23 protein-coding genes are annotated in these 26,263 nt (G+C 36.8%); all 23 read right to left on the bottom strand.

Annotated features, from left to right (window positions below; all coding sequences use genetic code 11):
- Positions 1-43: 43 nt before the first annotated feature.
- Positions 44-1,381, bottom strand: a complete 1,338-nt coding sequence (locus RB214_RS02455; RefSeq protein WP_309168274.1) for a hypothetical protein — start codon at positions 1,379-1,381, stop codon at positions 44-46.
- Positions 1,378-3,021, bottom strand: a complete 1,644-nt coding sequence (locus tag RB214_RS02450; RefSeq protein WP_309168273.1) for a glycosyltransferase family 2 protein — start codon at positions 3,019-3,021, stop codon at positions 1,378-1,380. Before RB214_RS02450 ends, RB214_RS02455 begins: the two co-directional genes overlap by 4 nt.
- A gap of 220 nt (positions 3,022-3,241) precedes the next feature.
- Positions 3,242-3,976 (bottom strand): glycosyltransferase family 2 protein, encoded by a 735-nt coding sequence (locus tag RB214_RS02445; protein ID WP_309168272.1) that lies wholly within the window; start codon positions 3,974-3,976, stop codon positions 3,242-3,244.
- Between the two features lie 9 nt (positions 3,977-3,985).
- Positions 3,986-5,566, bottom strand: a complete 1,581-nt coding sequence (locus RB214_RS02440) for a capsular biosynthesis protein (RefSeq protein WP_309168270.1) — start codon at positions 5,564-5,566, stop codon at positions 3,986-3,988.
- 23 nt (positions 5,567-5,589) lie between these two features.
- Positions 5,590-5,988, bottom strand: a complete 399-nt coding sequence (locus tag RB214_RS02435; RefSeq protein ID WP_309168269.1) for an HAD hydrolase family protein — start codon at positions 5,986-5,988, stop codon at positions 5,590-5,592.
- A complete protein-coding gene (locus RB214_RS02430; RefSeq protein WP_309168267.1) occupies positions 5,969-6,355 on the bottom strand; it encodes a hypothetical protein in 387 nt (128 codons plus the stop codon). The genes RB214_RS02435 and RB214_RS02430 overlap by 20 nt, the downstream gene beginning before the upstream one ends.
- Positions 6,328-7,323: a hypothetical protein gene (locus RB214_RS02425; RefSeq protein ID WP_309168265.1), complete on the bottom strand. Its 996-nt coding sequence runs from the start codon at positions 7,321-7,323 to the stop codon at positions 6,328-6,330. The genes RB214_RS02430 and RB214_RS02425 overlap by 28 nt, the downstream gene beginning before the upstream one ends.
- 47 nt (positions 7,324-7,370) lie before the next feature.
- Entirely contained in the window at positions 7,371-8,681 is a 1,311-nt protein-coding gene (locus tag RB214_RS02420) for an IS4 family transposase (protein WP_309167426.1), read from the bottom strand.
- Between the two features lie 90 nt (positions 8,682-8,771).
- Positions 8,772-9,293, bottom strand: coding sequence for a hypothetical protein (locus RB214_RS02415; RefSeq protein ID WP_309168264.1), 522 nt, complete (start codon positions 9,291-9,293; stop codon positions 8,772-8,774).
- The gene (locus RB214_RS02410; protein WP_309168262.1) at positions 9,290-10,378 is read right to left on the bottom strand and encodes a hypothetical protein; all 1,089 of its coding nucleotides are present in this window, start codon (positions 10,376-10,378) and stop codon (positions 9,290-9,292) included. The genes RB214_RS02415 and RB214_RS02410 overlap by 4 nt, the downstream gene beginning before the upstream one ends.
- Before the next feature lie 76 nt (positions 10,379-10,454).
- On the bottom strand, positions 10,455-11,201 hold the full coding sequence (locus RB214_RS02405; RefSeq protein WP_309168260.1) for a sulfotransferase family 2 domain-containing protein: 747 nt from the start codon (positions 11,199-11,201) through the stop codon (positions 10,455-10,457).
- Positions 11,198-14,227, bottom strand: a complete 3,030-nt coding sequence (locus RB214_RS02400) for an HAD-IA family hydrolase (RefSeq protein WP_309168258.1) — start codon at positions 14,225-14,227, stop codon at positions 11,198-11,200. Before RB214_RS02400 ends, RB214_RS02405 begins: the two co-directional genes overlap by 4 nt.
- Positions 14,190-15,887: a glycosyltransferase gene (locus tag RB214_RS02395; RefSeq protein WP_309168256.1), complete on the bottom strand. Its 1,698-nt coding sequence runs from the start codon at positions 15,885-15,887 to the stop codon at positions 14,190-14,192. The genes RB214_RS02400 and RB214_RS02395 overlap by 38 nt, the downstream gene beginning before the upstream one ends.
- A gap of 2 nt (positions 15,888-15,889) precedes the next feature.
- A complete protein-coding gene (gene rfbB, locus RB214_RS02390) occupies positions 15,890-16,978 on the bottom strand; it encodes a dTDP-glucose 4,6-dehydratase (RefSeq protein ID WP_309168255.1) in 1,089 nt (362 codons plus the stop codon).
- Positions 16,979-17,954: 976 nt separating this feature from the next.
- Positions 17,955-18,323 carry a GxxExxY protein gene (locus RB214_RS02385; protein WP_165723982.1) on the bottom strand — a complete coding sequence of 123 codons (369 nt, stop codon included), beginning with the start codon at positions 18,321-18,323 and terminating at the stop codon, positions 17,955-17,957.
- 465 nt (positions 18,324-18,788) lie between these two features.
- The gene (gene rfbD / locus RB214_RS02380; RefSeq protein ID WP_309168253.1) at positions 18,789-19,688 is read right to left on the bottom strand and encodes a dTDP-4-dehydrorhamnose reductase; all 900 of its coding nucleotides are present in this window, start codon (positions 19,686-19,688) and stop codon (positions 18,789-18,791) included.
- A gap of 23 nt (positions 19,689-19,711) precedes the next feature.
- Positions 19,712-20,257 (bottom strand): dTDP-4-dehydrorhamnose 3,5-epimerase, encoded by a 546-nt coding sequence (gene rfbC, locus RB214_RS02375; protein WP_002958467.1) that lies wholly within the window; start codon positions 20,255-20,257, stop codon positions 19,712-19,714.
- An 11-nt stretch (positions 20,258-20,268) separates the two neighbouring features.
- Positions 20,269-21,180: a glucose-1-phosphate thymidylyltransferase RfbA gene (gene rfbA / locus RB214_RS02370; protein WP_188162421.1), complete on the bottom strand. Its 912-nt coding sequence runs from the start codon at positions 21,178-21,180 to the stop codon at positions 20,269-20,271.
- A gap of 46 nt (positions 21,181-21,226) precedes the next feature.
- Complete coding sequence (locus RB214_RS02365; RefSeq protein WP_309168250.1) at positions 21,227-22,660, bottom strand: lipopolysaccharide biosynthesis protein; 1,434 nt, start codon at positions 22,658-22,660, stop codon at positions 21,227-21,229.
- A gap of 2 nt (positions 22,661-22,662) precedes the next feature.
- Positions 22,663-23,313 (bottom strand): ABC transporter ATP-binding protein, encoded by a 651-nt coding sequence (locus RB214_RS02360; protein ID WP_309168249.1) that lies wholly within the window; start codon positions 23,311-23,313, stop codon positions 22,663-22,665.
- Positions 23,314-23,336: 23 nt separating this feature from the next.
- Entirely contained in the window at positions 23,337-24,122 is a 786-nt protein-coding gene (locus RB214_RS02355; protein WP_309168247.1) for an ABC transporter permease, read from the bottom strand.
- Entirely contained in the window at positions 24,123-25,850 is a 1,728-nt protein-coding gene (locus RB214_RS02350; protein WP_309168246.1) for a polysaccharide biosynthesis/export family protein, read from the bottom strand.
- A 7-nt stretch (positions 25,851-25,857) separates the two neighbouring features.
- Positions 25,858-26,244, bottom strand: coding sequence for a DVU3141 family protein (locus tag RB214_RS02345; protein WP_309168244.1), 387 nt, complete (start codon positions 26,242-26,244; stop codon positions 25,858-25,860).
- Positions 26,245-26,263 lie beyond the last annotated feature (19 nt).

The raw sequence follows: 26,263 nt of genomic DNA, 5'->3' as shown, positions 1-26,263 counted from the left end.
CTTAACTTATGATTCTACTTAGCTCTATAAATAACTTAAGGACTTACCGTTTTAATAAGTTTTTAAACTTGCGCATAGTGCTGCCTTTTTCTGGCACTAGCTCAGCAGTAGTTAGCGCTTTGTTTTTAGCATTCATCGCTCTAATAACCTCATTTAACTTGTCGATAAACTGCCAGTTTTTAGGATTAAAATAATGCGCACCTTTAGCAAACTTTATTGCGTTGTCTAAATCACCTAGCTGAAGGTAATAACAAGCCAGCTCGTAGCAAATTTTACCTCTTTTACTCGGGTGAACAGTAAACTGGTTTATATGCTTTAACAGCAAATCGTCAATTAACGTATTATGGTCTATCGTTTCATATTGCACATTAAACAGTTCATAAATAGCTGGCGTATCAATCATTAAATTAGGGTGACTCATTACTAAGCTAACTAATTTTGCATGCAATGCAGAATCATATTTAAGTAAATACTCAGAAATTAATGCTAACTGCGATAAAGAAGCGCTCTGCTTTACAAAAAATCGCTGCTGCACATTTTTAAAAATGTTCAATAGCGGCAACAAATGAGGTTGTTTATAGTGCTCTATAAAACTGGTCATTTTTTCACAGCTTTGGTTATTTAATGCATTAAAGGTATCGGGCGAAATTAAAGAATACTCCCGACTACCAATATCACAACTTTGCAATGCTGCATCTAATTTAGGCTCTAATGCCCCCAAACCAAAATGATTTAGTAAGCGCTTAAACTCTAAGCTTTCAAAGGTAAAAGAGGGGTTAATTCTACTATTTTTAAAACCTTCATCCAAACTCATACCCAATACACAAAGCATATCTGCAACTATATTACCTCCTTGCATTAGTCTCTCATCAAACGGGCGTAGGTGCATTTTTTTGCTATCTATATTTTTAAAAACACGCTCTAAGTATTGCCATAAAAAGCTATCAACTTCTGGCGGCGCAATAAATGGTTTAATATTAGAATGTCGCTTAACGGATTGATTATAATTAGACTCTAAAAGCTCTACAGGGTTACGTACATAGGCAATAAATTCAGCGTGGGGTATCAGTTTTTGAATATCAATAATTCTGTGGAAGAAAAACTCTGACGACAAAAGTAGAGTCGAATGTCCGGTTTTTTCAAATTTAAGTAATAAACTTGTTACCTTCTCGGCATCAACTTGCCAAGTACCATTTTTAGCTTGTGTTAGTATTTCTCGCAAGTTTCCAGAGCTAATCTTATCTTTAGACAGGTCGTGTTTAGGATAAAAAATACTATTTGATTCTAAATGCGTTATATTTTTAACAAGCCACGCTTGTATAGCTGACGACCCAGTTTTACCTGGGCCGGTGTGTATAATTACTCGTTTGGTATTGTTCATTTTAACGAAAAGTCTTCTCTGGTTTGGCTTAACCAAGGGCTATAGCATGGGTCGTTTTTAAGCTGCTCACCCCATGTATTTTTCATATAGCTAACCTCTTGTTCAAAGCGCTTTATTTTTTCAGGAGTATCTTCAGCACCACGGCTAACCGACTCATGATGTATCATCTCAGCATACGGAGTCCATACATTTAAATACCCTGCTTGTTGTACTTTTAAACAAAAATCAACATCATTAAAGGCTATGGTTAAATGTTGCTCGTTTAATCCACCTACTTGCTCAAATACAGATTTTTTAACCGCTAAGCAAGCCGCAGTAACAGCCGAAAAATTTTGTGTTATTTTAAGGCGTTTAAAATAACCAGCATGTTCTTTTGGTAAATATTTGTGCGCATGCCCAGCTACACCACCTATACCTGTAACTACACCAGCATGTTGTATTGTATTATTTGGGTAGTACAATTTTGCACCAACACACCCAGCATCATTGCGTAAGGCATGGCCTAGCATTTCGTTTAACCAATTGGGTGATTGTATTTCAATGTCATTATTCATTAAAACAATCACCTCACCGTTGGCTTTACTTACTGCGTAATTATTAATAGCCGAGTAATTAAAGGGTTTGTTGTAAGTGAGTAAGCGTACTTTTTTAGCACTTTCCAGTTGCTTAAAATAGCTAATAGATTGAGGGTCGTCAGATTGGTTATCAACCAGTAGTACCTCAAAGTTTGTATAACGAGTTAAAGTATAGAGCGAGTCAATGCATTGTTTTACCAACTTAGCACTATTTTTAGTAGGTATAATAATAGACACTAATGGCTGATGCTTAGGGATAGGCCAATTCACTTTATAGGTATTACTAAGCAAACCTGTTTCTACAGTTATGTCAGCGTTATCACTAAAATAGCATTGCAGCGCTTTTAAGCCGGCATCGTGCGTATAATTTTTTTCACTTCCAGCGAGTGCAGTAGAGCCTGCTGCAATACGCCAATGGTATAAAACATAAGGTATGTGGACAATTCCTTTTGCATTACACGCTTTAATTGCCCGTAATAGTAAATCGTAGTCTTGGCTGCCTTCTACACCTTTAGTAAACCCGCCAATGGTATTTAACAGCTCTTTTTTATAAACCCCTAAATGGCAAATATAATTATGCGAATACAGTAAGTCTGGGCTAAATTTAGGCTTAAAATGAGCCTGTTCAAACTCACCTTGCTCGTTAACTTTATCTTCATCACTATATAAAATATTAGTTAAAGGCTCATTTTTTATAAATAGCGCGACTGTGTTTAAGGCGTACCTATGCAGTAAATCATCATGGTCAAGTAAAGCAATATACTCACCAGTAGCTAAATTAAGGGCATCATTAGATGCAACCGAAATATGCCCATTAACCTCGCGCTTATGGAATTTAATTTGTGGGTGCTGCGAGTAGGTATTTAATAATTGAGTTAACTCAAAATCATTTGAGCAATCATCAACTAAAATTAACTCCCAATTACTATAAGACTGCCCAATCACTGACTCAACCATAGCCTTAAAATGCTCAAGGTTCGGCTTATAAACAGGCGTAATGATAGATATTTTTACACCTTCAGTCACTATAGGCAGCAGAGACAAAGAAAAGTTATTATTGCACATAGTGGCTTTATATCCAGAAGCCCTAGGGGACATAGCCTTATTTATATTTCTGAAATATTTACGATAGAAATGTACTAACCACTTTATTTTACGTAACTTATTTTTGATTTTAAAAGCTAAATCTGGCAATTAATCATTCCTACTCCAAAGTGTAACTAAAACTAATCTTCAATCAAAAATTAGTCTGAAGATAAAAATTTACATATTTAAAGTCTAAGGCCTAATTTAGCTCGTCACACTTCAACAGTGAAATATACTCATCGGGTGTACCACAAAATACAACTTCGTTTTTTTCAATAAGATTATAATGCAGTACCTTGCCTCTCTTAATCAAAAAGTTATATAAAGGAGCAACATATAACTCGCCTTTTTCCCACTGTTCTTGCGGTAGCGATACATAATAATTGTAAGCGTTATAATAATCTTGAATATTAGCAAAGTGATATAACCCAGTGCAGCATAAATCAGATATTGGATTTTTTTCAGTCGTTAAATTAATAACTGTACTTATATCATTAACAGGGCGTACGTAAGACCAATTAGCCCCCTCACCTTTAAATACTTCTAAATAACCATCGCCTAGGCTTTCAAGATCCGGATAAGTAAAATCAGGTCTGAAGGTGTCAATATTAAAAATAGTAATAGGGTCGATACTACTTTGGTAATTAGCTAAACCTAAAGAAACGGTCTCTGCTTGACCTCGTGTTTCTTCTGTTAAAATTACAATGTCGTAATCTAGTATGTTCAGCGCTTTTATACGCTGTAGAACAAATTCATAGGTGCCGTAAACATCCCTGATTATAAAAATAAACCTTTCACTAGCAAAATATTTAGAAAAACTTTCTACTGAATGATCAAATAAACTTTTACCGTAAGCTTCAAGCATATATTTTGGTTGCGTGTAACCTGCTTTAAAAAAGCGAGAACTGAGTCCAGCCATTGGAATAACAATCATTTTTGTATCCTATTCTAATTCTTTTAATTTTTTATGTAGACGAAAGGCGTTTGCAAATAAAGCATCTTGGCGTTTGGTGTCGTCACTGTGCAGAGGTAACATCGATAAAAAAAGCTGTATTTGCATGGCAATAACTTGCTTTTGTGAAATTGAAAATTCTTGCTCGATAAGCTGAATAAAAAACGCTTGAATATTTTGTTGTTTATTATTTGTGTCAATACTAAGTTCAATAACAGTATTTTTTAAATCGACCGTATAATAACCAGCAATTATCCAATCGTATAAGCCAATAATTGAATGAGCCAACTTTGCAATGTCGTAATACACATGCCCGTAAATTGAAAGCTCACTGTCTGTTGTTAAACCACGCGGATCGATGGTTTTAATACGATTAGCGCGAAAGTCATATAAAATATTACTAAAACAAAAATCACCATGCAGTACGGAGCTATTATGGTTATCGCTTGGTAAATTTTTACTCGATAAGCTCAAAACATCGTTAAGCGAGGCACTTACATCAGCATATATCCAAACTTTATCTTGGTCATAACCACGAGTACTACAAAATTCAGTTAGTCGCTGGTCTGTTTTTGTACCAAAAAGCTCAGGTAAAGTATTAGTAGCCGCCTCTTCAGGTGCTTTCTCTTGACTACACGCTTTTAAAAAACCAACACATTCAGTCAGTATGCGTTTCCATACTTTTTGTGGTAACTCAGAAAAAACATACAACTCATTGAGCGCAGTATTATGTAAATATTCTAAGCGGTAACTAGTGCGCCCCTCGTGATTACGCTCACCTAAATATTGTGGAATGTAATTACGTAACGAGAAAGGTAACGTAGCAAACCAATTAGACTCGGCTGCAATCTTTATATCTTTACTACTCGATTTTTCAATCCAATTTGGAGTAATTTTTAAATCATTGAACGCACGCTGAGTAGTAAAATTAGCTTTTGATGAGTAATAAGTATTAACGTGTCCAAAATCCAACCAATCTTTGGCTAAACTACTCGAAAAATCAGTATGCGTTTTATAATAGTTTAAGCCAGCTAAAAAGTTCCAATTAGATTTTGTAATTGCTCGTAAAAGCTCTCTAGGCTGAGAAAATTTAAAGTAACCATTAATAATTTGGCTACCATTAATATCAAGTTGACCTTGTGCTAACTGCAACCAATCATTGTCATTTTCGGTTGCTACTGCCCAGTGGTAGTTTTCTTCTACAGTTGAAAGTGAGGCAAAATTATCGCCCTGCGGCAGCTTTTTAAAAAGCGTATCGCCAAATAGCACATGCAATGGCTCATTAAATGTGTGCTCAGACAAATTAAGCGCTGTAATTAACGATTCACCCAATGTGAGGTTATCTGGCAAGGGCAGTACTTCAACTTCATTCGTTTTTAGTAACTCTAAATCAGTACGAGACACTTTATAACTTTCGGGTACAGTCAGGTAAGTACGCACACCTTTAGGAGCAAGTTTTAATTGGTGCAAAAATAATCTTCTATTACCTAAAGGCAAAAAGCTAGGCGGTATACGCCCAAACTCAGATTGTAGCTCTTGCCCTATATACGCACCCGACATTATTAAAAACATAGTCTTTACCTAAAATTTATTACCTACAGTTCATTACCACTGTCGGTGTGTGCATTTTCTTTTGCAAGTAATTGCATTATTTCATCGTAACTCATTGACGCAAATTCTGACGGCCTAATTGATTTATCATCAATATAAAAACCATCAAAGCCACACCAAGGTTTACCCACTATAATTTCATCGTAAGGCACTTCATGCTTATCAAGCCATTCAACAATGGTTGGTAAAGTATGAATATTAATTTTACCTACATTCCCTTGGAATGTTCGCATATTACGTGCTGTAGCTATAACGATTTCAAAACCATCATTTTTATATTTTTTAAGGTTAGCTACAAGCTCTTTGTTCGGTAAAACATTTACGTAATCATTGGTATTTGCTTGGGTTAACGTTCCATCTAAGTCAACTATTAGTTTTTTCATTTTTTTCCAATCTTAGTTTATATTCATTATATTTTTTCAATATCAACGGACCATTTGGTCTTATTTTCAATGCAATTCCCATTAAAGACAAGGCTAGGTTTATATCTAAAGATTCTAATTTTATAGCTTTATCTTTGTAATTATCAGCAAGAAAATTATATGTACTTTTAAGTTGATAAAATTTATCTATTGCAGCTTTATAGTCTTGGATTTTAAATGATTTTAGAATCTCAGAAATAGTTTTTAAATCCAGTAAAGATTGGTTATAGCCATTATAGTTAATGATTTCAGCCATAATAATACTTTCACTTATTTGAGGTGAACGTAATCCTGAGGTAGTCAAGGTATCATTAGTAAACTGCTGCATGTATAACCCACTAAATATTGCACTATTACCCAACAATTTGGGACCTGCATCCGCAAAAAAGGGTTGCTGGCTGTTAATGCTTCTTTTAAATCAGCCATAAAACTTACATAATTTCTGTTGACCTGTATGAGAAAATCTCCACAAGCAGATCCACTCCCTAAAAAAGATGTCATAACTTTATTATCTTTTATTATTTTAGGCTTAAACTCTTTAATATCTAAATCAGGGCGTGCCCATATTATATTCTTAAACTTTAGATTTCTCGTAAATTCATAGTTACTCATCATAGAAAGCACATATTGAATGTTGAAAAACATTTTTCCTTGATTTACCAAATTAGATGGTAAATTGGTATCTTTATATGTCATATCATCGTGAATAACAGTCTCTACTTCTACTGATGGGTATTTACTTTTAAACTGCTTAATTAACTGGCTTGAATCATTATTAATAAGACTTTTACCGCTAGGAAATAAATCAAAAACCTCTTCAGTAGACAAGGAAGAAAAAAATGTTTTATATTTATCCGGAATGAGTCTAGTACCTTTATCTCCATGACTTCCAAAAGCAGTACCTATACCTTTCCAAGTCGAAATAAAAATAGGTAGATTATTTTTTCTGGCAAAAGAAAACCAAAAATCTAAACACTCGTTTGCACCTCGAAGCTGCCCAGAAAGGCAAATAGCGTATGGTAAACTTTGCCCATTATTAATATTTAATCGAAAATCGGATTGATTCAAAAAAGCTTTACTTACAAAATTAGAGTACGTATCTGAAAATCTAAACTCGCTTAAAGCAGCAAGCCAGTATTTGGGCTCAACTAATCTATAAATTTTATTGAGAATATCATTAGACATCTCAATTTTTATTTTTTTATTTTCTGATAATACGTAGTCTTTGAAAATATAATCCCCTAATAATGAATTATCTGATAATGCATAACTAAAATAATTAACTTTATCTTTCAATCTTATAAAGTCTAGGTGAAAAAAACTAAGTAATGGGTTAATGCCGTTCACTTAAGGTGAGCGGCTTTTTTATTTCTAGCGTACCGCTGTGGTCTTGGCTTGACTGCACGAGGAAAACCTCGATCCCTTCGAGGCTCTAGAATTAGGCTTTCTGCCATCGCATAAAAGTATTTTAATTGACGTGGTATGGCTCCAGGTGTTGAATAAGGTAATCCAACAAGCAACCTCATTATTTGAGCTAAACTACCATTGAAACTCAGTTGGTACGGTAAATAATCACCTTTTAATGTGTGGCACATTTTTACCATCTGATATCGCACCATATTATAAGTAAGCAACACTCCCCACAGCTCTTGCTTTACAAGCGCTGGTAAGCGACTTCTTAATGTTAATCGATTGCCCAGCATATATTGCTTTTGTTCCCGATAACCAAGCTCTATCTCCCAGCGGTGACTGTACAAATCACCTATATCGGCTGATAGATATCGCATCGGATCTGTCATAGATGTCATCACACTATATGATTTCCCCTTTATTTTTCGAGTCACTAACCTCGCGATTAAGGTGTTAGGCAGCGTTGGCCACATCTTTCTTGCTCTTGGGTTGCTGCTAAGTTGGACTAATTTATCATTACGCCCTAATGTTTGAATAACTTCATATTGCACATTTTTTTTCAGGGGGATTAGCCAATGGCGTTCACTGCCAGTTGTTTGCCATTTATGTAAAAGCCCTAAAGAATAGAAACCTTTGTCGAATAAAGTGAGACTGTTATCGGGTGTGGTTTCTATAAGCTTTTCAGCCAGCACCATTTCATTGACCTTGTAATCATCAAAAGCACTCCCCGTGATTAGGTGGCTGCTTAGCTCCATTTGACACACCATTCTGACCTGTGGGTATTGTGTATTAGTCGGTTTTGTAAAGGCTTCATTGTTTTGGGGTGAGTCATCCGTACGCCAAACGACACCATCGACACCAAGCAAGGTAAGCCCATTCCAATGAGGATGATTAGCGTCATTATTCCAATGCCTTTGGGTGCATTCAAATAAGGCTTTCATGGCGGCTTCACCTAGGTTTTTACGACGCTGAGTTAAAGCACTTGGCGCAACAAATGGCTTACCATCGCGGTCAACAATGTCGAGCATATTAACGACATCGGCCATCGATTTGTCATTATAAATAACCATCCCGATCAACAACCAAGCCATCGATTCTAGGGTTAGTTTTCTTTTTCGTAGTGTAACGGTTTCGGTCAGTGCATAGGCTTCTTCGATAAGAGATAAAGGGAGTAAGTCTGCGAGTGTTTCAACGTCATTAGGTTTGATGTTGTTAATAATATCGAGAGCATTAGAAAGTTGCATAAAAAAATCCGAATTCTACAAAAGAATTCGGATTCTTACATACCTAGAAGATCGTTCAAGTGCTATTAACTAATTCTTAAATGATCGGCATTAAAGTAATGGGTAATTTTTTTGTTTAGATTGAATCGAATAAAAAATTTCGTTATCACGATCCAATATCTCAGAGTAAATATTAATATATTTATCTAAGCCTTTATCCGGACTAACTGAACTAAATAAATCAATGAGATTTTCATCATCTAAATATACAAAGTCTTTGTTTGGTTTAAGTAAAATTTCATTTTTTATTTTAATATTGAAGTTTTTATAAATAGAATTAAACCTATATAACTGATGCCCAACAATGAATTGTTTAACCTTTATAGGGTCTATAAAATAATAATGATTGATAGCTTCAATTAATAAATCAAACTGCCCTTTTGAGTAAAGCACTGATAAAACTTCATTGATAGCAGAACTAGTTACAGTTAAAAATTTTTCTATAGTAGTTTCAGTTTTTTGATGCCAATAATTTAAGATATAATCAGCAAGCCAAGCGTATATGTTATTAGGCTTACCTTTAGAGAGCAACACCCCTTTTGCATTCCGAAAAATGATACTTTCTCCAATCATTTCACTACCTCTAGTCTATTTTTATATTCATCAATTTTTTGAATAATTAAAGGGCCGTTTGATCTATAGAGAAAAGCCGACTCCATATATTTCAATGCTTTAACAACATCTTTTTTTTCTAAGCTAATTGCTATATCTCGAAATAAATTAGCTGAGATATTTTTATGCCAACGAATATAATCTTCGCTATTTTTAGGTGAAAAAACTGCATTTAGTGCAATTGCAAAGTCTTTATTTAGTTGACTATTAACTGCTGAAGATAAAAGAGTATGAAGTAATGGGTATTTGTAAACCTCATCAGAAGTACCACTAGGTACATAACGCTCTACTTGCCCAGATAAGATTGCATCGGGCTCAATATAATCCACGACCTCATACAAAAAGTGAGAGGTTCTTATAAATATTACTTCATTAAATATAAGAGCCAACTGTTCATTTAAATTAAAATCAAAAAAACTGTCACCAAAAACAAGTAATCTCTTATTCGTTTTAGAAAAAGGATTTTTTATAATACGTATTTTCTCGCTATTACCCACCACTGTATTATAATTATTTACATCCCAAGTAATATAATGATATTTTTCCATACCAACAAACTTGTTGTAACTTTCTAATTTTGGATCATCAAGCATTGTATTAAGATCGCCATGCATCGATGAAACCTTATACTTAGGTTGCTCTAAATTAACGCCCATAAAGCTGGCTAAAACTTTTGTTATTTCCCAACTTCCTTCGGGAGTTGGGTGTGTATCGGTCTTAAAAAATGGCTGATTCGCATTCAAATATGACTCAAGCGGGTAAAGTACATCATCCAACATAAACTCTTTGCTTACTATCGACTCTACACCTAGCTCAGGATAAGCCTTAGACAAAACAACTGGTTTTGAAGGAAAAATAATATGCTTATAAAAAATATTGCGTTCAGTACAAAACTGACTTCGCTTGGCTATATTTTTATTAAATATATCCAAGCATTCAGAGCTTATTTTTATTTTACCAGTTAAATAATCAAACTGTTTATGATTACCTGAATATAAAAACTTTACTCCATCATCCATACTGAGCACGTTATTTACTATTTGCATTTACTTTTAATCCTTGCCTTCAACTCAGTAATTACAGGGCCTGTTGGTCTGATTTTTTGAGCAAGTGTTATTAACTCTAAAGCAATATTATTTTTTTGTCTTCGCAAATCAAAGCCGCTTCTCTGAAAACATCCGCTAAATGGTCTGATATCAGATTAGTATGATGCGTAATAAAGCTACTAGAAATTACTTGCTTTTGCTTAATAGGCGTTAAATCGAAGGTTTCTTTAGGATTGAGTGAGTATTTATAGTTTTCAAAATCCACCTTATATAATTTAATTACTTTTTCTATTATAGCTTCAGACTCTAGCAATTCAGATTTCTTAGATTTAGTATCAGTTTTGTGTGGAATTTTGTTGATTATTTCAACGCCAAAACCTTTTAGGTACTCTTTTACTTTAGTCATATCTTCTAGATAACCAATAAAAGAAGGGGTAATGCCATGCATATTATAAAATTGAGGTCTAAAATGTTTATCTGATGTGGATAAATCTGGGTGTTTTAATAAAATATCTAAATATTCTTCAAATGAAATATTATAATCAACTTCAAGACCGAGTTGTGTTACAAAATTATTCCATACAACCAGGTCTTTTTGACTGGCTACTTTATCCAAATAAGCAGACACAACCCTATCGAAAGGATTGCGAACCACAGTAAATATAGGCACATGTGGGTTGTTATATGGAGGGAAGTTGTTGATGTCATGTACATTACCAACTTCTCCACTAAGCAGAGAATTTTGTATCGTAGTACATGCAACTTTTGGATTTAATAGATAAGCAATATTATTATTTGGTTGATACTTTATAAAGTTGTTCATTTTTTAACTCTTGTATTAAATTTATTTAAAATGTCTGTATGTAGTTCACTAGTTATGCTGTCTAGATTTATTTTTGATAGGTTCATTAACTTTTCAATATAGCTTTCATCCATGCCATGTAAGCAGCTATTTATTCCATTATTGATACAAGATTCAAACTCCCTAACGTTTGAAGCGAGAACAGGCACTCCCATAGCTCCAGCTTCTACAAACTTAACATTAGATTTAGCATTATTAAATACATCATCAACAAGTGGTACAAGCATAACATGATGTTTGGCAATAAAATCTAACATAGCATCATAAGGTAATAGCGGGTAACTACTAACATTAGGTAGTGCTAAAATGCGCTCTGATGATTGCGTAGCACCTAATATTGATAAGGTTACTTCTGAATTACTTTGTAAAAACTCATACAATGGCTGCTCTATCAATTCAAAGTCTTCTTTGTGTGAATAAGTTCCTGATGCGTAAATTAGCTTCAGTGGCCCTTCTTTTTTAAGGGGCTTTCTTATTTTAGAGTGGCTTATTCGATTGGGATAAACCTCACAGTTTTTTTCATACGTGGTTTCAATGTATTCTTTCAAGGCAATGGTCGAGACAATACAGCTGTCCATTTTTAATAAAAATGTTTCGTAGGCCGTAGCTACAAACATTGCTTCGTTTAAGTTCCACTCACCACCTTTTACCGAGCCGATAGATGCGACATGTTCAGGGAATACAAGGTCATCAATTTCCCCAACACACTTTTTATTTTCACTTCGTGCGATATCTAAGAACTTACCTACATTACCTTGCTCTGCAAAGCAGCGCTGGAATATAACTGTGTCTGCTTTTTTTATTAGCTCTTTAGCAATAGATACTGAAGTTTGAGAATGTATAACTCCAGCTTGGATATTATTGTGCTGCATCCATTGTGCAACATTTAAAGACCTATAACGGGTAGAGCCATTGGTTAAGCCTGCAGAAGTAACAAACAATACTGATTTTTTTGCGTTATTTACAGGGTAATAAATTGGCTCAAAATACTCGTCTGTAGGCTTTAGTTTGTACTCTATAAGTGAATCACCTTTAACTAAGCTCTGGTATGCCACAAACTCGTGATGCCCACCAAGCCTTACTTCAAAGTTACCTAGCTCTGCTTTGGCTATATCGGAGTCGTTATTTACCAACGCTTCAAATATATTAAAGAAATAATCTTTAGAAATAGCTTTAGGTAAATATTCAGTTTGCGCCTCAGCTAAGCGCTCAAAATAGGCCTCCGCGCCCATTTGTAACTTTTGCGCGACCACATACTCTTTTGGTAGAGGCATGCCTAGCGACTTTAGCTTAAGTTCAGCTTTGCCTTTATTTTCTATAATCGCTGCTGCAGATGGCTCTGGTGATGAGAATAAGACCTCAAATAAGGTTACATTCTCTTCTAAGAAGCGGGAGTAAATAGCGGGCTCACCCAAATCATACAATAACGATGAATGCTTTAAGCATTTATTTACTCGCTCTCGAGTACCTACGTATGAGCCAATAACTTGTGTTGTAGGGTTTATACTTTTGATAAAACGATCTAGTCGAGATTGAATATTAATCAGCCAACCTACATCTACAAATAGTACTTTACTTTGATCAAATATCCCTTGCTCTTTTAAGTACAATTCTAAGCCGTTTCTTCTACTTTCATTCGCTTTATAAATCTCATGTGACAACGACTCTAGCATTGCTGACAATGCCGAAAAATCATTCCAATTAGGTATATAGTCGACTGATTTAAAATGCTGCTCTACTTTTTTTATGACTGCTTTATTTTCAGGATCTAAATTAGCTTTATTTAGAAAGTAACTAATTTTTTTCTCAGCTAGATGAAGGCCTTCTATCAAAAAGTATAAATCGTTAGAGGTTAATTCTGGTTCAAATGTAGCACCTACAACTGAAGCCCTCGATAAGTGTAAATAGCTTGATTCGAATTTATCTTCATTTAGCTCTGACTTGTATAGGGTATCAAATGCCTTTTTAATAATACGCCCATCTCTGGCCATAAAGACTATTTTACGAACACCTTCTGAATCAGCGAGTTGCTTTGTATGCATAGCCATCATGCTAGCAAGAGGTCCTGTAAGCTCAAAGCCAAGTTTAGTGTAAAAATCACTCGCTAATTGAGGATTTTCTAATGACCACATGCGTGCTGCTTGTGTACTAAAGCTATCCCATACTCTCCCCATTTGAGACAGCGTTGCTTTTTTGTCTAATGAAAGCTTAACTAGTTTAGTTTTTGCTTCATAAATAGGGGTAAAACGTACAGCATTAAAACCAGCCTCGCGAGCACACTTAATGTCGCCAATCCAGTTATCGCCAATATGAAGTAGCTCGTTTTCTTTTATATTTGCCTTTGCAGCAAAGCGTTTAACTTCTTTAAATAACTTGCCAGTATCTTTTTTCATTCCTCTTTCTGATGAAAGGAAGAATTCATCCCAGTGATCATAGCCATTCTTTATTAATATACTTTCTATGGTTTGGCGATCTAGATACATGTCACTTGTTATATATATCTGTTTCCCTTGCTTGCGTGCATATTCGTACAATTCCTTACCGATAGGATGAACGATGCAGACGTTTATTTCAGCCTGTTTTTCTATGCTGCTGTTTCTGTAAAGTGGCATGTTTTCATAAATTTCATCGACTGAAATATCATCAACTTTACCTTGTTTACTACCGAGTACTTTACCCGCCGTTTTCATGCGTTCTTCAAATAGCGACAAAATGCCAGCTTCTTTAGCGGTGTGATTATATTCAGCTATGTCAAAAACAACTTCTGGTTCAGCAACTTCTCTAGTAACTAAAGTATCAAAAATATCAAAAGATATAGCTTTAGCACTATCGATAAGCGCCTTATAGTTGTCTAATTTACTATTTCCGCCTACAGATGAAGCTGTAGGTATAAACTTTAATATTTGTGGGGCTATTACTTCTACGTAATGGCGTTTTGCTACTTTATTTTTAGCAACTAAGCCTTTTTTTTGCACGTAACGTATCATCAGTTATCAGCGAAATTGCAGCATCAGCCATTGCAGAAATATCTAGGTATGGCACAACTATACCCGCATCATTTTCTACAAAGGTATGCATACCACCAGCAGTTTCATCAAAACACACTACTGGCAACATTTGCTCTGCAGCTTCCATGCAAACTAACGGATATGGGTCTTCTCTTGATGTTAACAAAAATAGATCACCATGTTTAAAGTAATCTCGTGGGTTAGCCTTCGGGCCTATAAATTTAACAACATCAGCTACACCAAGCTTATGTATTGTGTCCTGAGCATTCAGATCTTTTTCTTTATCAGATCCAATCCAGTGCATTTCTACATTAGAAATATTATTTTCTTTTAACTTGTTCGCTACCTCACAAAATAAGTCAAACCCCTTTCTTTGCTCTACGGCGCCGCAACCAAAAATAATTTTTTTGCCTTCGCATGGGTGCTGTGTTTCCTCTGTCGCTTTGTAGTGATTAATAAAAGGCTTTAAATACTCTAATTCAATTTTATCAAAACGCTTGTTAAGTGAGGCTACACTACCTGGTGATACAGCAATATATTTGCTACATAAACTTTTTAATATTTCTACTTCGTTTTCAAAAATACTAAAAACACTTTCCATTTCATGAACGTGAGTTACAAACTCTGCATGTAAAAATTCAAATGCTTTTGCATAAGGAGCTGCTGCAATCGTATTAACATATATAGTTTGAACATGGTCTCCACAAAAGTCTTGTATATCTTGCTCTGTATGTGGCTTATCGAAAAAAAATGTAGGGGCAATCGATTCGAACTTCGCGTTCCAAGGTCCAGAGGCTCCAACAATAATAGAGAAATTTATATTAGTATTTTCTTTTAACCAGCCCATTAGCGACAATAGTACGGCAGGCGCCCCTGTTTCAGATGCTTCATGCGAAATAAACAAGATAGAGGGAGAGTTAACTTTATTCGTTAAATCAGGATCTACATATTGTACCCTTGCTCTACGTCCTTCGTATTGACCATATAATATATAATGCTCAAGAGGGTTTATATGGGACCCTGCAACATCTGGATTAGACTTTAAATAATATTCCGTATTAAATTCGTGTGATGGGTTACGCCCTTCTTTTGCTCCAAATTTAACAAAATGCTCTATTGGACAGCCCGACACATCTGGGTAATGTTCTTTATAATATTCTTCGCTAAACAAGCCACTATTTTTGAATAGCAAGAAAGTAGGATCTTTTGGAGCTGTTTCTTCGGTAATGATAAGTGGAATAACATCTTCCGAGCTAAGCTCCTTTACCGGTATAGACTCTAATTTTATTTCTTCGGAAAGATTTACTTTTACCTGCTTATCTACTTTTTTTAACTCAGGGAGTCGTGTTCTACTTTCTTGCTCCCCAATTGATATAAAGTGAAATAAAGGATTTACACCTGCTTTTTTTACGTCTTCGTTGTCATTAAGATAGAATGAAGTGTCAAATTTTAAGCTTGGGTTTCTACCTTCTTTCCAGCCAAAGTAAAAATAGTGTTCTGCCGGAGTGTAAATAGAACTTTTTACATCTGGATAGCGATTTGCATAAAATTTTTCATCAAAGTAATCCGAGTTTTCAACTTGGCTGATACGACTTTTATCTTTAAAAGTTTGCTTAATTTTTTTTAATTTTTTTAACATGATTATTTATTCCCTAGTAACGGAAGCCACCATGCTTCGTTATCTAAATACCAATCCAATGTTTTAGCGAAGCCTGTTTCAAAGCTCTCTGCTGGTACATAGCCTAGCTCGTTATTTGTTTTAGTTGCATCAATTGCATATCGGCGGTCGTGCCCTGCACGATCTGTAACGTATGTTATTAATTGCTCAACGTTATTTTCCATAGCAGCTTTAGCATTAGGGAAGCGTTTTGCAAGCTCTGGGTTTGTAGCAAATTTTTCGCCCATTACTTTACATACTAATTTAACTATATCTATATTGGCCCATTCGTTATTGCCGCCAATGTTATAGTTTTCGCCAATACGACCTTTTTTAAGTACAAGCTCTATACCGCGTGCGTGGTCTTCTACGTATAGCCAGTCGCGAATTTGTTGTCCATCGCCATAAACAGGTAAAGGCTTGTCGTTTAAAATATTAGTAACAATAAGCGGTATTAGTTTTTCAGGAAAATGGAACGGCCCATAGTTGTTTGAGCAATTTGATGTAGTAACCTCAAGTCCATAAGTATGGTGGTATGCACGTACTAAGTGGTCGCTTGCCGCTTTTGATGCAGAATATGGTGAGTTTGGTGCGTAAGCTGTTTCTTCAGTAAACGCAGGATCGGTTGCGCTTAATGTGCCGTATACTTCGTCGGTGCTTACATGATGAAAGCGATGCTCTAAAGGCTCGTTAGCAGCTGCTTTTGGCTCGTCTATCCACTTTTTTTTAGCTGCTTTTAATAAGCTGTATGTACCTAGTATGTTTGTTTCAATAAAGGCGTCGGGCCCTGTTATTGAGCGATCTACATGTGACTCTGCTGCAAAGTGTACTATGGTGTTTAACTGATGAGTGTCGATTAGGTTTTCAATTAACGCTGTATCGCAAATATCGCCGTGTACAAAGGTCATATTTGGGTTGTTTGCTACACTGTCTAGGTTTGCTTTGTTACCTGCGTAGGTAAGTGCATCTAGCACTATTACTTTGTCTTGTGGGTTTTGCGCTAACCAGTAATGTACAAAGTTGGCTCCTATAAAACCTGCACCACCGGTTACTAATAAATTTTTTACTGTCATCTGTTATTCCATTTTACAAATTTTGGCTTTACGCCTTATGCCATCGTTACAAGTCATAAGCTGTAAACTCTAAGCCGTAAGACTACAAATTGCTGTTTACTAAATAGTAAGGTAATAAAAGGTTATTTATTTTGACCTTTTATGTGTTTTATTTAGTAATAATAATTACTTTACTCGCCTAAAAAGTGAGGTTTATACCTCACTTACAAAATATTTTTATAACCAAGAAGCTTAATAACACCAGCAAGCTAAGCGCCTGCAATCACTTCTCTTTGTTTTGTGTGTATTCTCTGTGGTGATTAACCACTTTATGAGCGAGGTATAAAACCTCACCTACAAAACATTTTTACCACCGAGAACACAGAGGCGCTTCGCGCTACACTGAGAAGTTACTAGCTCTTCTCCTTTACTTCTCTTTGTCTTCTCGGTGGTAATAATAATCTCTCAATCACTTTATGAGCTTTAGCCCAAAACAATTTTACCACCGAGGGCACAGAAGCGATTCGCGCTTCACGGAGAAGTTACTAGCTCTTCTCCTTTACTTCTCTTTGTCTTCTCTGTGGTAATAATAATCTCTTAATCACTTTATGAGTTTTAGCCCAAAGCAATTTTACCACCGAGAACACAGAGGCGCTTCGCGCTACACAGAGAAGTTATTAGATCTTCTCTTTCACTTCTCTGTGTCCTCTGTGGTGATTAATCACTTAATTACTTTATTAGCGAGGTATAAAACCTCACCTACAAAACATTTTTACCACTGAGAACACCGAGGCCCTTCGCGCTACACGGAGAAGTTACTAGCTCTTCTCTTTCACTTCTCTGTGTCCTCTGTGGTGATAATAATCTCTTAATCACTTTATGAGCTTTAGCCCAAAACAATTTTACCACCGAGGGCACAGAGGCGCTTCGCGCTACACGGAAAAGTTATTAGCTCTTCTCCTTCACTTCTCCTAGCTTACCGGCTGGAGAGCGGATTTTACACGCTAATACGTTTCAGCCCGTCAAGCAACCGGACCTGATTAAAATTAATTAATAGCCCAGTTTTTATGCCTGTTAACTTTAAATAAGTTATAAGCTGAGCTGAATGAATAGGCAGCAGTTTATCAACAGCTTTTAATTCAATAATCAATTTTTCAGGTATCAATATGTCTAACCTATACCCTGCATCTATACTTATACTTTTATAGCTAATCGGTAATGCAACTTGATTCATAGGTAACAAACCAGCTTGTTGTAACTCATAAAGTAAGCAATTTTCATAACTAGATTCTAATAAACCAGGACCAAGTGTTTTATGTACTTCAATAGCGCAACCAATTACAGTTTTAGTTACCAAATCTTCCATAAATAGCGCCCTTAGAATCTATTTAGCACCTAAATAATTATAAACCCGTATTTTACCACCGAGAACACCGAGGCGCTTCGCGCTACACGGAGAAGTTACTAGCTCTTCTCCTTCACTTTTCGGTGCTCTCTGTGGTGATTAACCTCTTTATGAGCGAGGTATTATAAAACCTCACCTACAAAACATTTTCACCACCGAGAGCACCGAGGCGCTTCGCGCTACACGGAGAAATTATTAGATCTTCTCCTTCACTTCTCTGTACTCTCTGTGGTGATTAATCACTTTATGAGCGAGGTATAAAACCTCACCTACAAAACATTTTTACCACCGAGAACACCGAGGCGCTTCGCGCTACACGGAGAAGTTACTAGCTCTTCTCCTTCACTTCTCTTTGTCTTCTCTGTGGTGATAATAATCACTTAATCACTTTATTAGGAGGTACAAAACCTCACCTATAAAATTAACCTATTGGTTAAGTTTTAGCTCTGTTAGCATTTCTTTTAATTGTGCGCGCCAGTGAACTGTTTTTACGCCACTTATTTCTTCAGTCTGAGCTTTATTTAACACGCTAAATGCAGGGCGTTTAGCTGGTGTTGGGTAGCTTGCTGCTGGTATTGCACTAATTGGTATTGATTTAGTTAATAGCCCTTGCTCAATTGCAAGCTCTTGTATTGCTACTGCAAAATCGTACCACGAAGCTACACCCGCATCGGTCCAATTTAAAATAGTTGCTGTATTTTCAGTATTTAAAACTTGCTCACTGCTTGCTTTAGCTACTAAAGCCCATAGCATATTCGCCAAACCTGCCGCCCATGTTGGCGTACCCACTTGGTCGCCTACTATACCTAACTGTTCTTTTCCTGCCATTAATCGTAACATTGTTTTTACAAAGTTATTACCAAAAACAGAATAAACCCACGCGGTACGCACTATAGTTGCTTGCGAGCCTAAAATTTCATTAATAGCCTGCTCACCAGCTAGTTTAGACGCGCCATAAACGCCCAAAGGATTTGTTGCATCGCTTGCGGTATAAGGCATAGTGCTTGTGCCATCAAACACAAAATCGGTCGAAATATGTATAAGCCTGGCGTTAATATGCTTGCATGTGCTTGCTAAGTTAGCAGCAGCTAACTTATTTACTGCATAGGCTGTATCGGTATCGGTTTCGGCTTTATCAACCGCTGTATAAGCTGCAGCATTAATAACTATATCTGGCGAGTGTGTTATTAGTAACTCGTTTACCTGTTCGGCATTACTAATATCAAGCTCTTTTGAGCCAAAGCATATTAGCTCTACATTGCTTGGGCAGGTTTTTTGTAACTCTGAGCCTAGTTGGCCATTTTTACCTGTTACTAATATTTTCATAATGAGTACTTAATTTGGGGCTATTAAAATTTTGGGGCGTTTTTAAAGCTAAGGCCGGCTTCGTCTTTAGCTGATAACTGCGGTAACTTACCTTCAACTAATGGCCAATCAATATTTAGAGTTGGGTCGTCCCACTTTATTGATACTTCAACATTTGGGTTATAAACGTCGGTACATTTATATACAAATTCGGCGGTTTCTGTTGTTACATAAAAACCGTGTGCAAATCCTTCTGGCACCCACAATTGGCGTTTATTTTCAGCCGAAAGCAACACGCCTACCCACTGCCCAAAAGTTGGCGAGCTTTGGCGCATATCTACGGCTACGTCGTATACTTCACCTTGCGTTACACGCACTAATTTACCTTGGGTATTTTGTGTTTGGTAGTGTAAGCCGCGCAGTATACCGTGCGCCGATTTGCTGTGGTTTTCTTGCACAAAAGTGCGCTCGCCACAGTGTTGGTTAAATAGCTCTGTGCGAAAAGTTTCCATAAAAAAACCGCGCTCGTCACCAAATACTTGTGGCTCAATAATTTTTACATCAGGGATGCTAGTTTCAATAAATTTCATTTTAATGCCTATTAAAATACTGTTTGCTCTAAAAGCGATAATAAGTACTTGCCATAGCCTGATTTTTTAAGCGGCTTTGCTAGCTTTTTAAGCTGTTCTGCATTTATATAACCCATGCGGTAGGCTATTTCTTCTGGGCAGTTAATTTTTAAGCCTTGGCGTTTTTCTATTGCGCGAATAAAGTTAGCAGCATCTAGTAAATCATCTAGCGTACCTGTATCTAACCAAGCGGTGCCACGGCCCATTATTTCAACATTTAGCTCTTTTTTAGCGAGGTATTGGTCTATTACGTCGGTAATTTCAAGCTCGCCTCGCTCAGAGGGTTTTACATTTTTAGCAAACTCCACTACGCGACTATCAAAAAAGTATAACCCTGGTACTGCGTAGTTAGACTTAGGTTTATCTGGCTTTTCTTCTATTGAAATGGCTTTGCCGTTTTGGTCAAACTCAACCACACCATACGATTTAGGGTTTGAAACATGGTAACCAAACACTGTAGCACCTTGCTCGCACTCAGTTGCATTTTGCAGCGATAATGATAAATCGTGACCGTAAAACAGGTTGTCGCCAAGCACAAGTGCCGCGCATTGGCCTTGTAAAAAGTCTTCAGCTAATAAAAATGCTTGCGCTAGGCCATCTGGACTTGGTTGCTCTTTGTATTCAAATGTTATACCCCATGCACTACCATCGCCTAGTAGCTCTTTAAAACGAGGTAACTCAGCGGGGGTCGAAATAATTAAAATCTCGGTAATACCTGCCATCATCAAAGTAGATACCGGGTAAAATATCATCGGTTTATCGTAAACAGGCATTAATTGTTTACTCACCACTTTTGTAAGCGGGTATAAACGTGTACCCGAGCCGCCCGCTAATATAATGCCTTTACGAGCGGACTTATACAGCGGTTTTGTTAATGAATTCATATAGATTCCTGTCTATCTAATTATTATTTTAGCGCTAAACTCAATGCTACCTTAGCTCTTTTACTGTGGCTAAAATTATTTTACCAATACCAAATAGCATTAATTGCAGCACGGCAAAAAGTAAAATATTGTAAAGCGTATCTGGGTATTTACTGTCTTGTGGTAGCGTGGCTGACTCAACCACTACTAAATATTTAAGCTGCCTATAAGCCTCAATTCTGGCTTTATCGAGCGATACCTCAGAAGATGTATAACCTTTAAGCGCTAGCTCTAACTCAATTTTTAAGTCAGAAAATTGCGCAAGCACCTCGCTTACAGAGGTTCCATTATTTTTAATATTACTATTGGTGCCTTGCTGGGTAGAAAGCCTATCTCGCTCTAACTCTAGCTGGGTTTTAAGTGCGCTCAGCTCCGACGCTAGCATAACTACTTGCGGGGCTTTTTCGGTCATAGTTGAGCGTAGCCCTTTTAGCTCTGCACTTTTAGTCGCTATTTTCCCCTCAAGCCCATAGGTTATTTGCTGCAGCGCCATGCCTTCGGCCTCTGGGTCAAGTAAGTTATTTTTTTGCTGAAACGCAAGAGTGTTTTTTTGTGCATCACGCAAGCGTTGCTCAACTTTTGCATGCTCTAATCGTATAAACTTTAATTGCGCATCAGCTAGTTGGTGGCCTATTGAATTTATATACCACTCTGCACGGTTAACTATTGTTTGGGTTAGAGTGTTTGCAAATTCAGGCGTAAAGCCCTGGGCTAATATTTTTAGTACACCTGAGTCTTCGTCTATTTCAATAGTGGTGTGGTCAATGTAATAACTTAGTAGGTCTTCACTGCTAGCGTTGCTACTTAACCCCGTAAAAATATCGCCATGCTCTTGGTAATGTGCTTTTAAGTTATTGTGTGCTTGTAAGTAATTAAGCATGTCTTGCGAGTGTATGTACGCTTTAGCTATTTCGGTATCGGCTGTTGAGTTACCACCCACACCTAGGCCACTAAGTAGCGCCATTGAAGGGTCCATTGTTGCCATGCCGTCAGGCTGCTGAATTATTAATTGTGCACGGCTCTCATATCTAGGGGCTGCTAAAACGAGTTGGTAAAAAGCAAATAATATAAAAGGCACAACCAATAGTACAAACCACGGCTTAGTAAATAAGTGTAGGCCGCGCTTATTATTTAACTTAGCCATAGCAGCTTGCTTTACGTTTGGTTTTGCATTTTGCTCGGTAGAGGTACTTGATTGTGTTTGCTTTGCTTTGCTATTTATTTTGTCAGTAAGCCTAGCTAACTCTTTATTTATTTGCTCGCTTTTAGGTTTTAAATTACGAGCGCGCTGCATAACACGCCTTGCTAGGTATATATCATTTTGTTCAACCCGTTGAGCAAGCCCTATTAACTCCTCACCATTATCCCAAATGGCTTTATCGGTTTTTAACCCTAGCTCTGTAAAGCGCTGTTCTATTTTTTCTACCGCTTGTTGACTCATAATTATAATGCCTGGTAATGAGCAATTCCTTGCTCTAAATCGTTGTAAAAAGTAAGTTCACCTTGGTGCAATACAATGGCGCTATCACAAAAATGGCGTAGTTCGTCCATTTCGTGGCTTACCATTATCACATTAGCATTTTTACTTTTGTATGTGAGGGCTTCGCGCGTTTTTTTTCTAAAGTTTGCATCGCCTACCGAGGTAACCTCATCTATTAGGTATACGTCAAAATCTATACCTATTGAACAAGCAAATGCTAGGCGGGGTTTCATGCCGCTAGAGTAAGTTTTTACTGGTAAATCAAACTTTGGACCCAGCTCGGCAAATTGGCGTACACGGCGCACGTATTGGTCTAAGTCGGCAACGCCGTTAATCATTCCTATAAAGCGGGCATTTTCGGCGCCACTCATTTGCGGGTGAATTCCTGTGGCAAGCGCTACCGGCCACGATAAGTGAAGGTCGGTAATAATTTCACCTTTATTAGGGTATTCGCTGCCAGCAAGCATTTTAAATAACGTAGATTTACCTGCGCCATTAGAGCCTAAAATAGCAATGTTATGGCCGCTAGGTATTTCAAAGCTTATATTTTTAAAAATATATTGGTTACCTAACGTAGAGGGGTAGTACTTGGTAACATTTTGCAGCTTAATCACTTAATACTCCTTGTTGCATAAGGTTACCTGCTTAGCGCCTGTTTCCACGAAACGTGGTAAACAGCTAAAGCAAAAAACAATAATACAATCGTACAAGCTAATAAATAAAACTCACTTACTGCCTCTGTAGGGTAAGTGCTATAAGCCGCATGACGAGTTAACTCTATTGCATGCAAAATTGGGTTCCAATCTAAATATGGCCAGTACTCTTTAGGTATATCCTCCATCGAAAAAAATACACCCGATATAAAAAACAAAGGCCTGGTTAAAATGCCTCGTACTTTAGTAATTTCAGGTACATAACATTGTCCAATAGCAAATAGTAACCCCAGTGACAACGCTATAATCCATACTGCAAAAGCGTTGGTTATTAAAAATAATGGATCGTCTATATTAATATCCATTTTAAATAAAAACATAAGCAATAATATAAGCAAAAATACAAATAGCTTAACGAGTAAATAAAAACAACTACTGGCTAATACACTACTAATTGGCTGCACTTGCCTAAAGGCAAATAAGGCTTTATTTTTTTTTATTGAATTTGCTGAGTTATTTAAAGTTTCTAAAAACAATTGAATTAACAGCATGCCGTACATCATAAATTCGAATGTGGGCACTGTATGCGAGTCACTACCTGAGATCAGGCCGCGTAAGTACGATAGTAAAAATATAAAGCTTAATGGCTGAAATACCGCCCACGCTAAACCAAATTTATCGTTGAAGCCTGTGCGGATTTCTCGTACAAAAAGGGCAAATATAACGTCGCGCCATATTGCCCAGTTATTACGTTTAAGTACTGTGGTCATTTAGGTGGCCACATTTGCCGCAATAGCAATTTGATAAATTATTTGCGTTATATCTTTAACCGATTGCAAAAACTTGGTGTCGACTTTTGGGAGTACCAAAATTTGGTCACCTGGTTTTAAGGTGCCGTAAGCGTCTACGTCTATCATGCCGTTAGGGTGTATAACCATTATTTGGTCGTAATTGGCGCGTTCGCTGTAGCCACCCGCCCATGCTATGTAGTCGTCAATTGTTGCATTTTGGTTGTACACAAGCGCTTGTGGCATGAGTACTTCGCCGCCTATGTGTATTAAATCAGTTTTTGCTGGTATGTATATTACATCCCCCTGCTCTAACCTAATATTTGCAACTTGACCTTGATCAGAAATAACTACTTTGCCAAGTGGAACCGCTTTGCGGGCACGTTCGGTAAACTCTAAAATCATTTTACCTTCTTCGGCTCTTATTTTAGCTTCTCCGTCGGACGACGCTGGGGCGGTAAATATGCTGCGCTCTAATCGGTCTAACGCTTGGTCAATCATCTCTTTTTGCTTTTTAGCAACGCTTTTACGCTGTATATAAATTGACTTGTAGTCAGCAAGGTCTTTATTTATTTGTATATTGGCAAGTAAGTCGTGCAAGCGTGTGTTATTTTTTACTGCAAAGTACGAAGACCCTAAATAACTGCCAGCTACCTGAATGTCGAGTACCTGCGCACGTATATCGTCGTTAAAAATAAGGCGGTCGCCATCTTTAAGTGTAAAGCTTTTAAACTCGTTGTAAGGTAAGTAAACCGAAAATGGGCCTGTTTTACGATCGCCTACTATTCCTACGTGGCTTACTTTAGCAAGTGGCAAGGCAAATTTTGCTAGTTGCTCACCCGTTGCTTGATTATCTTTAAACTCAAACCTAAATGGTGCTCTTACACTGCCTGATACAACAACTGTTGCCTTTTGGCGCTCAACTAAAATTACGTCGTTGTCTTTAAAGTTAAACTTAGGGAGGTAACCACTTAGTATAAAGTCGTATAGGTCAATATTTTGAATTACTTTATTGTTGCGTAATACCTTTATAGAGCGGTAACTGCCTCGTTCAGAGTCTATTCCACCGGCTCGCTTTAAGTAGTACAAAATACTGTCGGAAGCTATACCTGCATATTGCCCAGGACGAACAATGCTACCACTTATGTAAACACTCACTGGCGTTGCTGTAAGTAAGTTTACGTATATTTGTACACTACTTTTATATACTTCTTTTATTTTATTGCTTACATAACTGTTTAGCTGGCTTGCTTTTACGTCTGCTACGTATACAGGACCTACATTAGTTATAAATAAATTACCTTGGTTATCAACCGTTATAACTTCTGATTGATTTATTGCACCCCACAGCCAAATAGAAACTTTGTCGCCTGGTGCTATTGTATAATCGTCGTTTAAACCATCTTGGCGCTCACTTTCGTAACCACCTGCAAATAAGTTTGCACCATATGGAGGTGGTAAGCCAAGCTCAGGAGTAGGTAGTAATTCAGCCGCTGACATTTCGCCTGGCAATAATGTTCCTGAGCGCCCTTGTTTATTATATGTTCCATTTTGTAACGCAGCATTAGGTAGTTGTGTTTGAGTTGTACCTGCGCTTTCAAGCAGGCTTAAAGACATTTGTTCTGCTGCAGTAACATTAGCGCTAAATAGACTAAAGGTAGAGCAGGTTAATATTAAAAATGTTTGAAATATTTTGCTTAGCATGTTCATAAAGGGCTTAAGCTCCAAAGCTAATTTGGTTGTTTTTGTTTTCAATTACTTGAGGCGTTACTACCCATTGCTGGTTGGTATTTTTACACACAGCTCGACGTTCTTGTTCGGCTAATTGTTCTGCTCTTTTTAAATAAACCACTCTACAGTTTTCACCCAATGCTGACGTATATTGCAGGCCTAATGTAAACTCAATATCATTGTATTGGCCTGTATAGCCTTGCGGCTTAGAGTCTAATACATCACTTAAATACGTGGGTAATGCGCTAGTACCCATAGATTTTATTGGCTCGTCTATTAATGCGCGTGTTGCGTGAAGAACAGGAGGTGGCGTAGCACAGCCTGTTAAAAACAGAAAAGGGAGAAGTGATAGTAAAACTTTATTATTTTTCATTATTTATTTTCTAATCTAT

The sequence above is a fragment of the Pseudoalteromonas sp. HL-AS1 genome (genome assembly GCF_031198785.1).
Taxonomy (GTDB): Bacteria; Pseudomonadota; Gammaproteobacteria; order Enterobacterales; family Alteromonadaceae; genus Pseudoalteromonas; species Pseudoalteromonas distincta.
The sequence above is the reverse complement of the archived record's forward strand: the minus strand, read 5'-3'. Positions and strand labels throughout refer to the sequence as shown.

Bases quoted from the DNA above. Each gene is read 5' to 3' on its own strand.
- RB214_RS02400 (WP_309168258.1), bottom strand. From the start codon at position 14,227: ATGATACGTTACGTGCAAAAAAAAGGCTTAGTTGCTAAAAATAAAGTA.
- RB214_RS02450 (WP_309168273.1), bottom strand. From the start codon at position 3,021: ATGTGCAATAATAACTTTTCTTTGTCTCTGCTGCCTATAGTGACTGAA.
- RB214_RS02445 (WP_309168272.1), bottom strand. From the start codon at position 3,976: ATGATTGTTATTCCAATGGCTGGACTCAGTTCTCGCTTTTTTAAAGCA.
- RB214_RS02420 (WP_309167426.1), bottom strand. From the start codon at position 8,681: ATGCAACTTTCTAATGCTCTCGATATTATTAACAACATCAAACCTAAT.
- RB214_RS02415 (WP_309168264.1), bottom strand. From the start codon at position 9,293: ATGATTGGAGAAAGTATCATTTTTCGGAATGCAAAAGGGGTGTTGCTC.
- RB214_RS02385 (WP_165723982.1), bottom strand. From the start codon at position 18,323: ATGGAAGATTTGGTAACTAAAACTGTAATTGGTTGCGCTATTGAAGTA.
- RB214_RS02355 (WP_309168247.1), bottom strand. From the start codon at position 24,122: ATGACCACAGTACTTAAACGTAATAACTGGGCAATATGGCGCGACGTT.
- rfbA (WP_188162421.1), bottom strand. From the start codon at position 21,180: ATGAATTCATTAACAAAACCGCTGTATAAGTCCGCTCGTAAAGGCATT.
- RB214_RS02395 (WP_309168256.1), bottom strand. From the start codon at position 15,887: ATGTTAAAAAAATTAAAAAAAATTAAGCAAACTTTTAAAGATAAAAGT.
- rfbD (WP_309168253.1), bottom strand. From the start codon at position 19,688: ATGAAAATATTAGTAACAGGTAAAAATGGCCAACTAGGCTCAGAGTTA.
- RB214_RS02365 (WP_309168250.1), bottom strand. From the start codon at position 22,660: ATGAGTCAACAAGCGGTAGAAAAAATAGAACAGCGCTTTACAGAGCTA.
- RB214_RS02345 (WP_309168244.1), bottom strand. From the start codon at position 26,244: ATGAAAAATAATAAAGTTTTACTATCACTTCTCCCTTTTCTGTTTTTA.
- RB214_RS02350 (WP_309168246.1), bottom strand. From the start codon at position 25,850: ATGAACATGCTAAGCAAAATATTTCAAACATTTTTAATATTAACCTGC.
- RB214_RS02440 (WP_309168270.1), bottom strand. From the start codon at position 5,566: ATGTTTTTAATAATGTCGGGTGCGTATATAGGGCAAGAGCTACAATCT.
- RB214_RS02435 (WP_309168269.1), bottom strand. From the start codon at position 5,988: ATGAAAAAACTAATAGTTGACTTAGATGGAACGTTAACCCAAGCAAAT.
- rfbB (WP_309168255.1), bottom strand. From the start codon at position 16,978: ATGACAGTAAAAAATTTATTAGTAACCGGTGGTGCAGGTTTTATAGGA.
- RB214_RS02410 (WP_309168262.1), bottom strand. From the start codon at position 10,378: ATGCAAATAGTAAATAACGTGCTCAGTATGGATGATGGAGTAAAGTTT.
- rfbC (WP_002958467.1), bottom strand. From the start codon at position 20,257: ATGAAATTTATTGAAACTAGCATCCCTGATGTAAAAATTATTGAGCCA.
- RB214_RS02405 (WP_309168260.1), bottom strand. From the start codon at position 11,201: ATGAACAACTTTATAAAGTATCAACCAAATAATAATATTGCTTATCTA.
- RB214_RS02455 (WP_309168274.1), bottom strand. From the start codon at position 1,381: ATGAACAATACCAAACGAGTAATTATACACACCGGCCCAGGTAAAACT.
- RB214_RS02430 (WP_309168267.1), bottom strand. From the start codon at position 6,355: ATGCAGCAGTTTACTAATGATACCTTGACTACCTCAGGATTACGTTCA.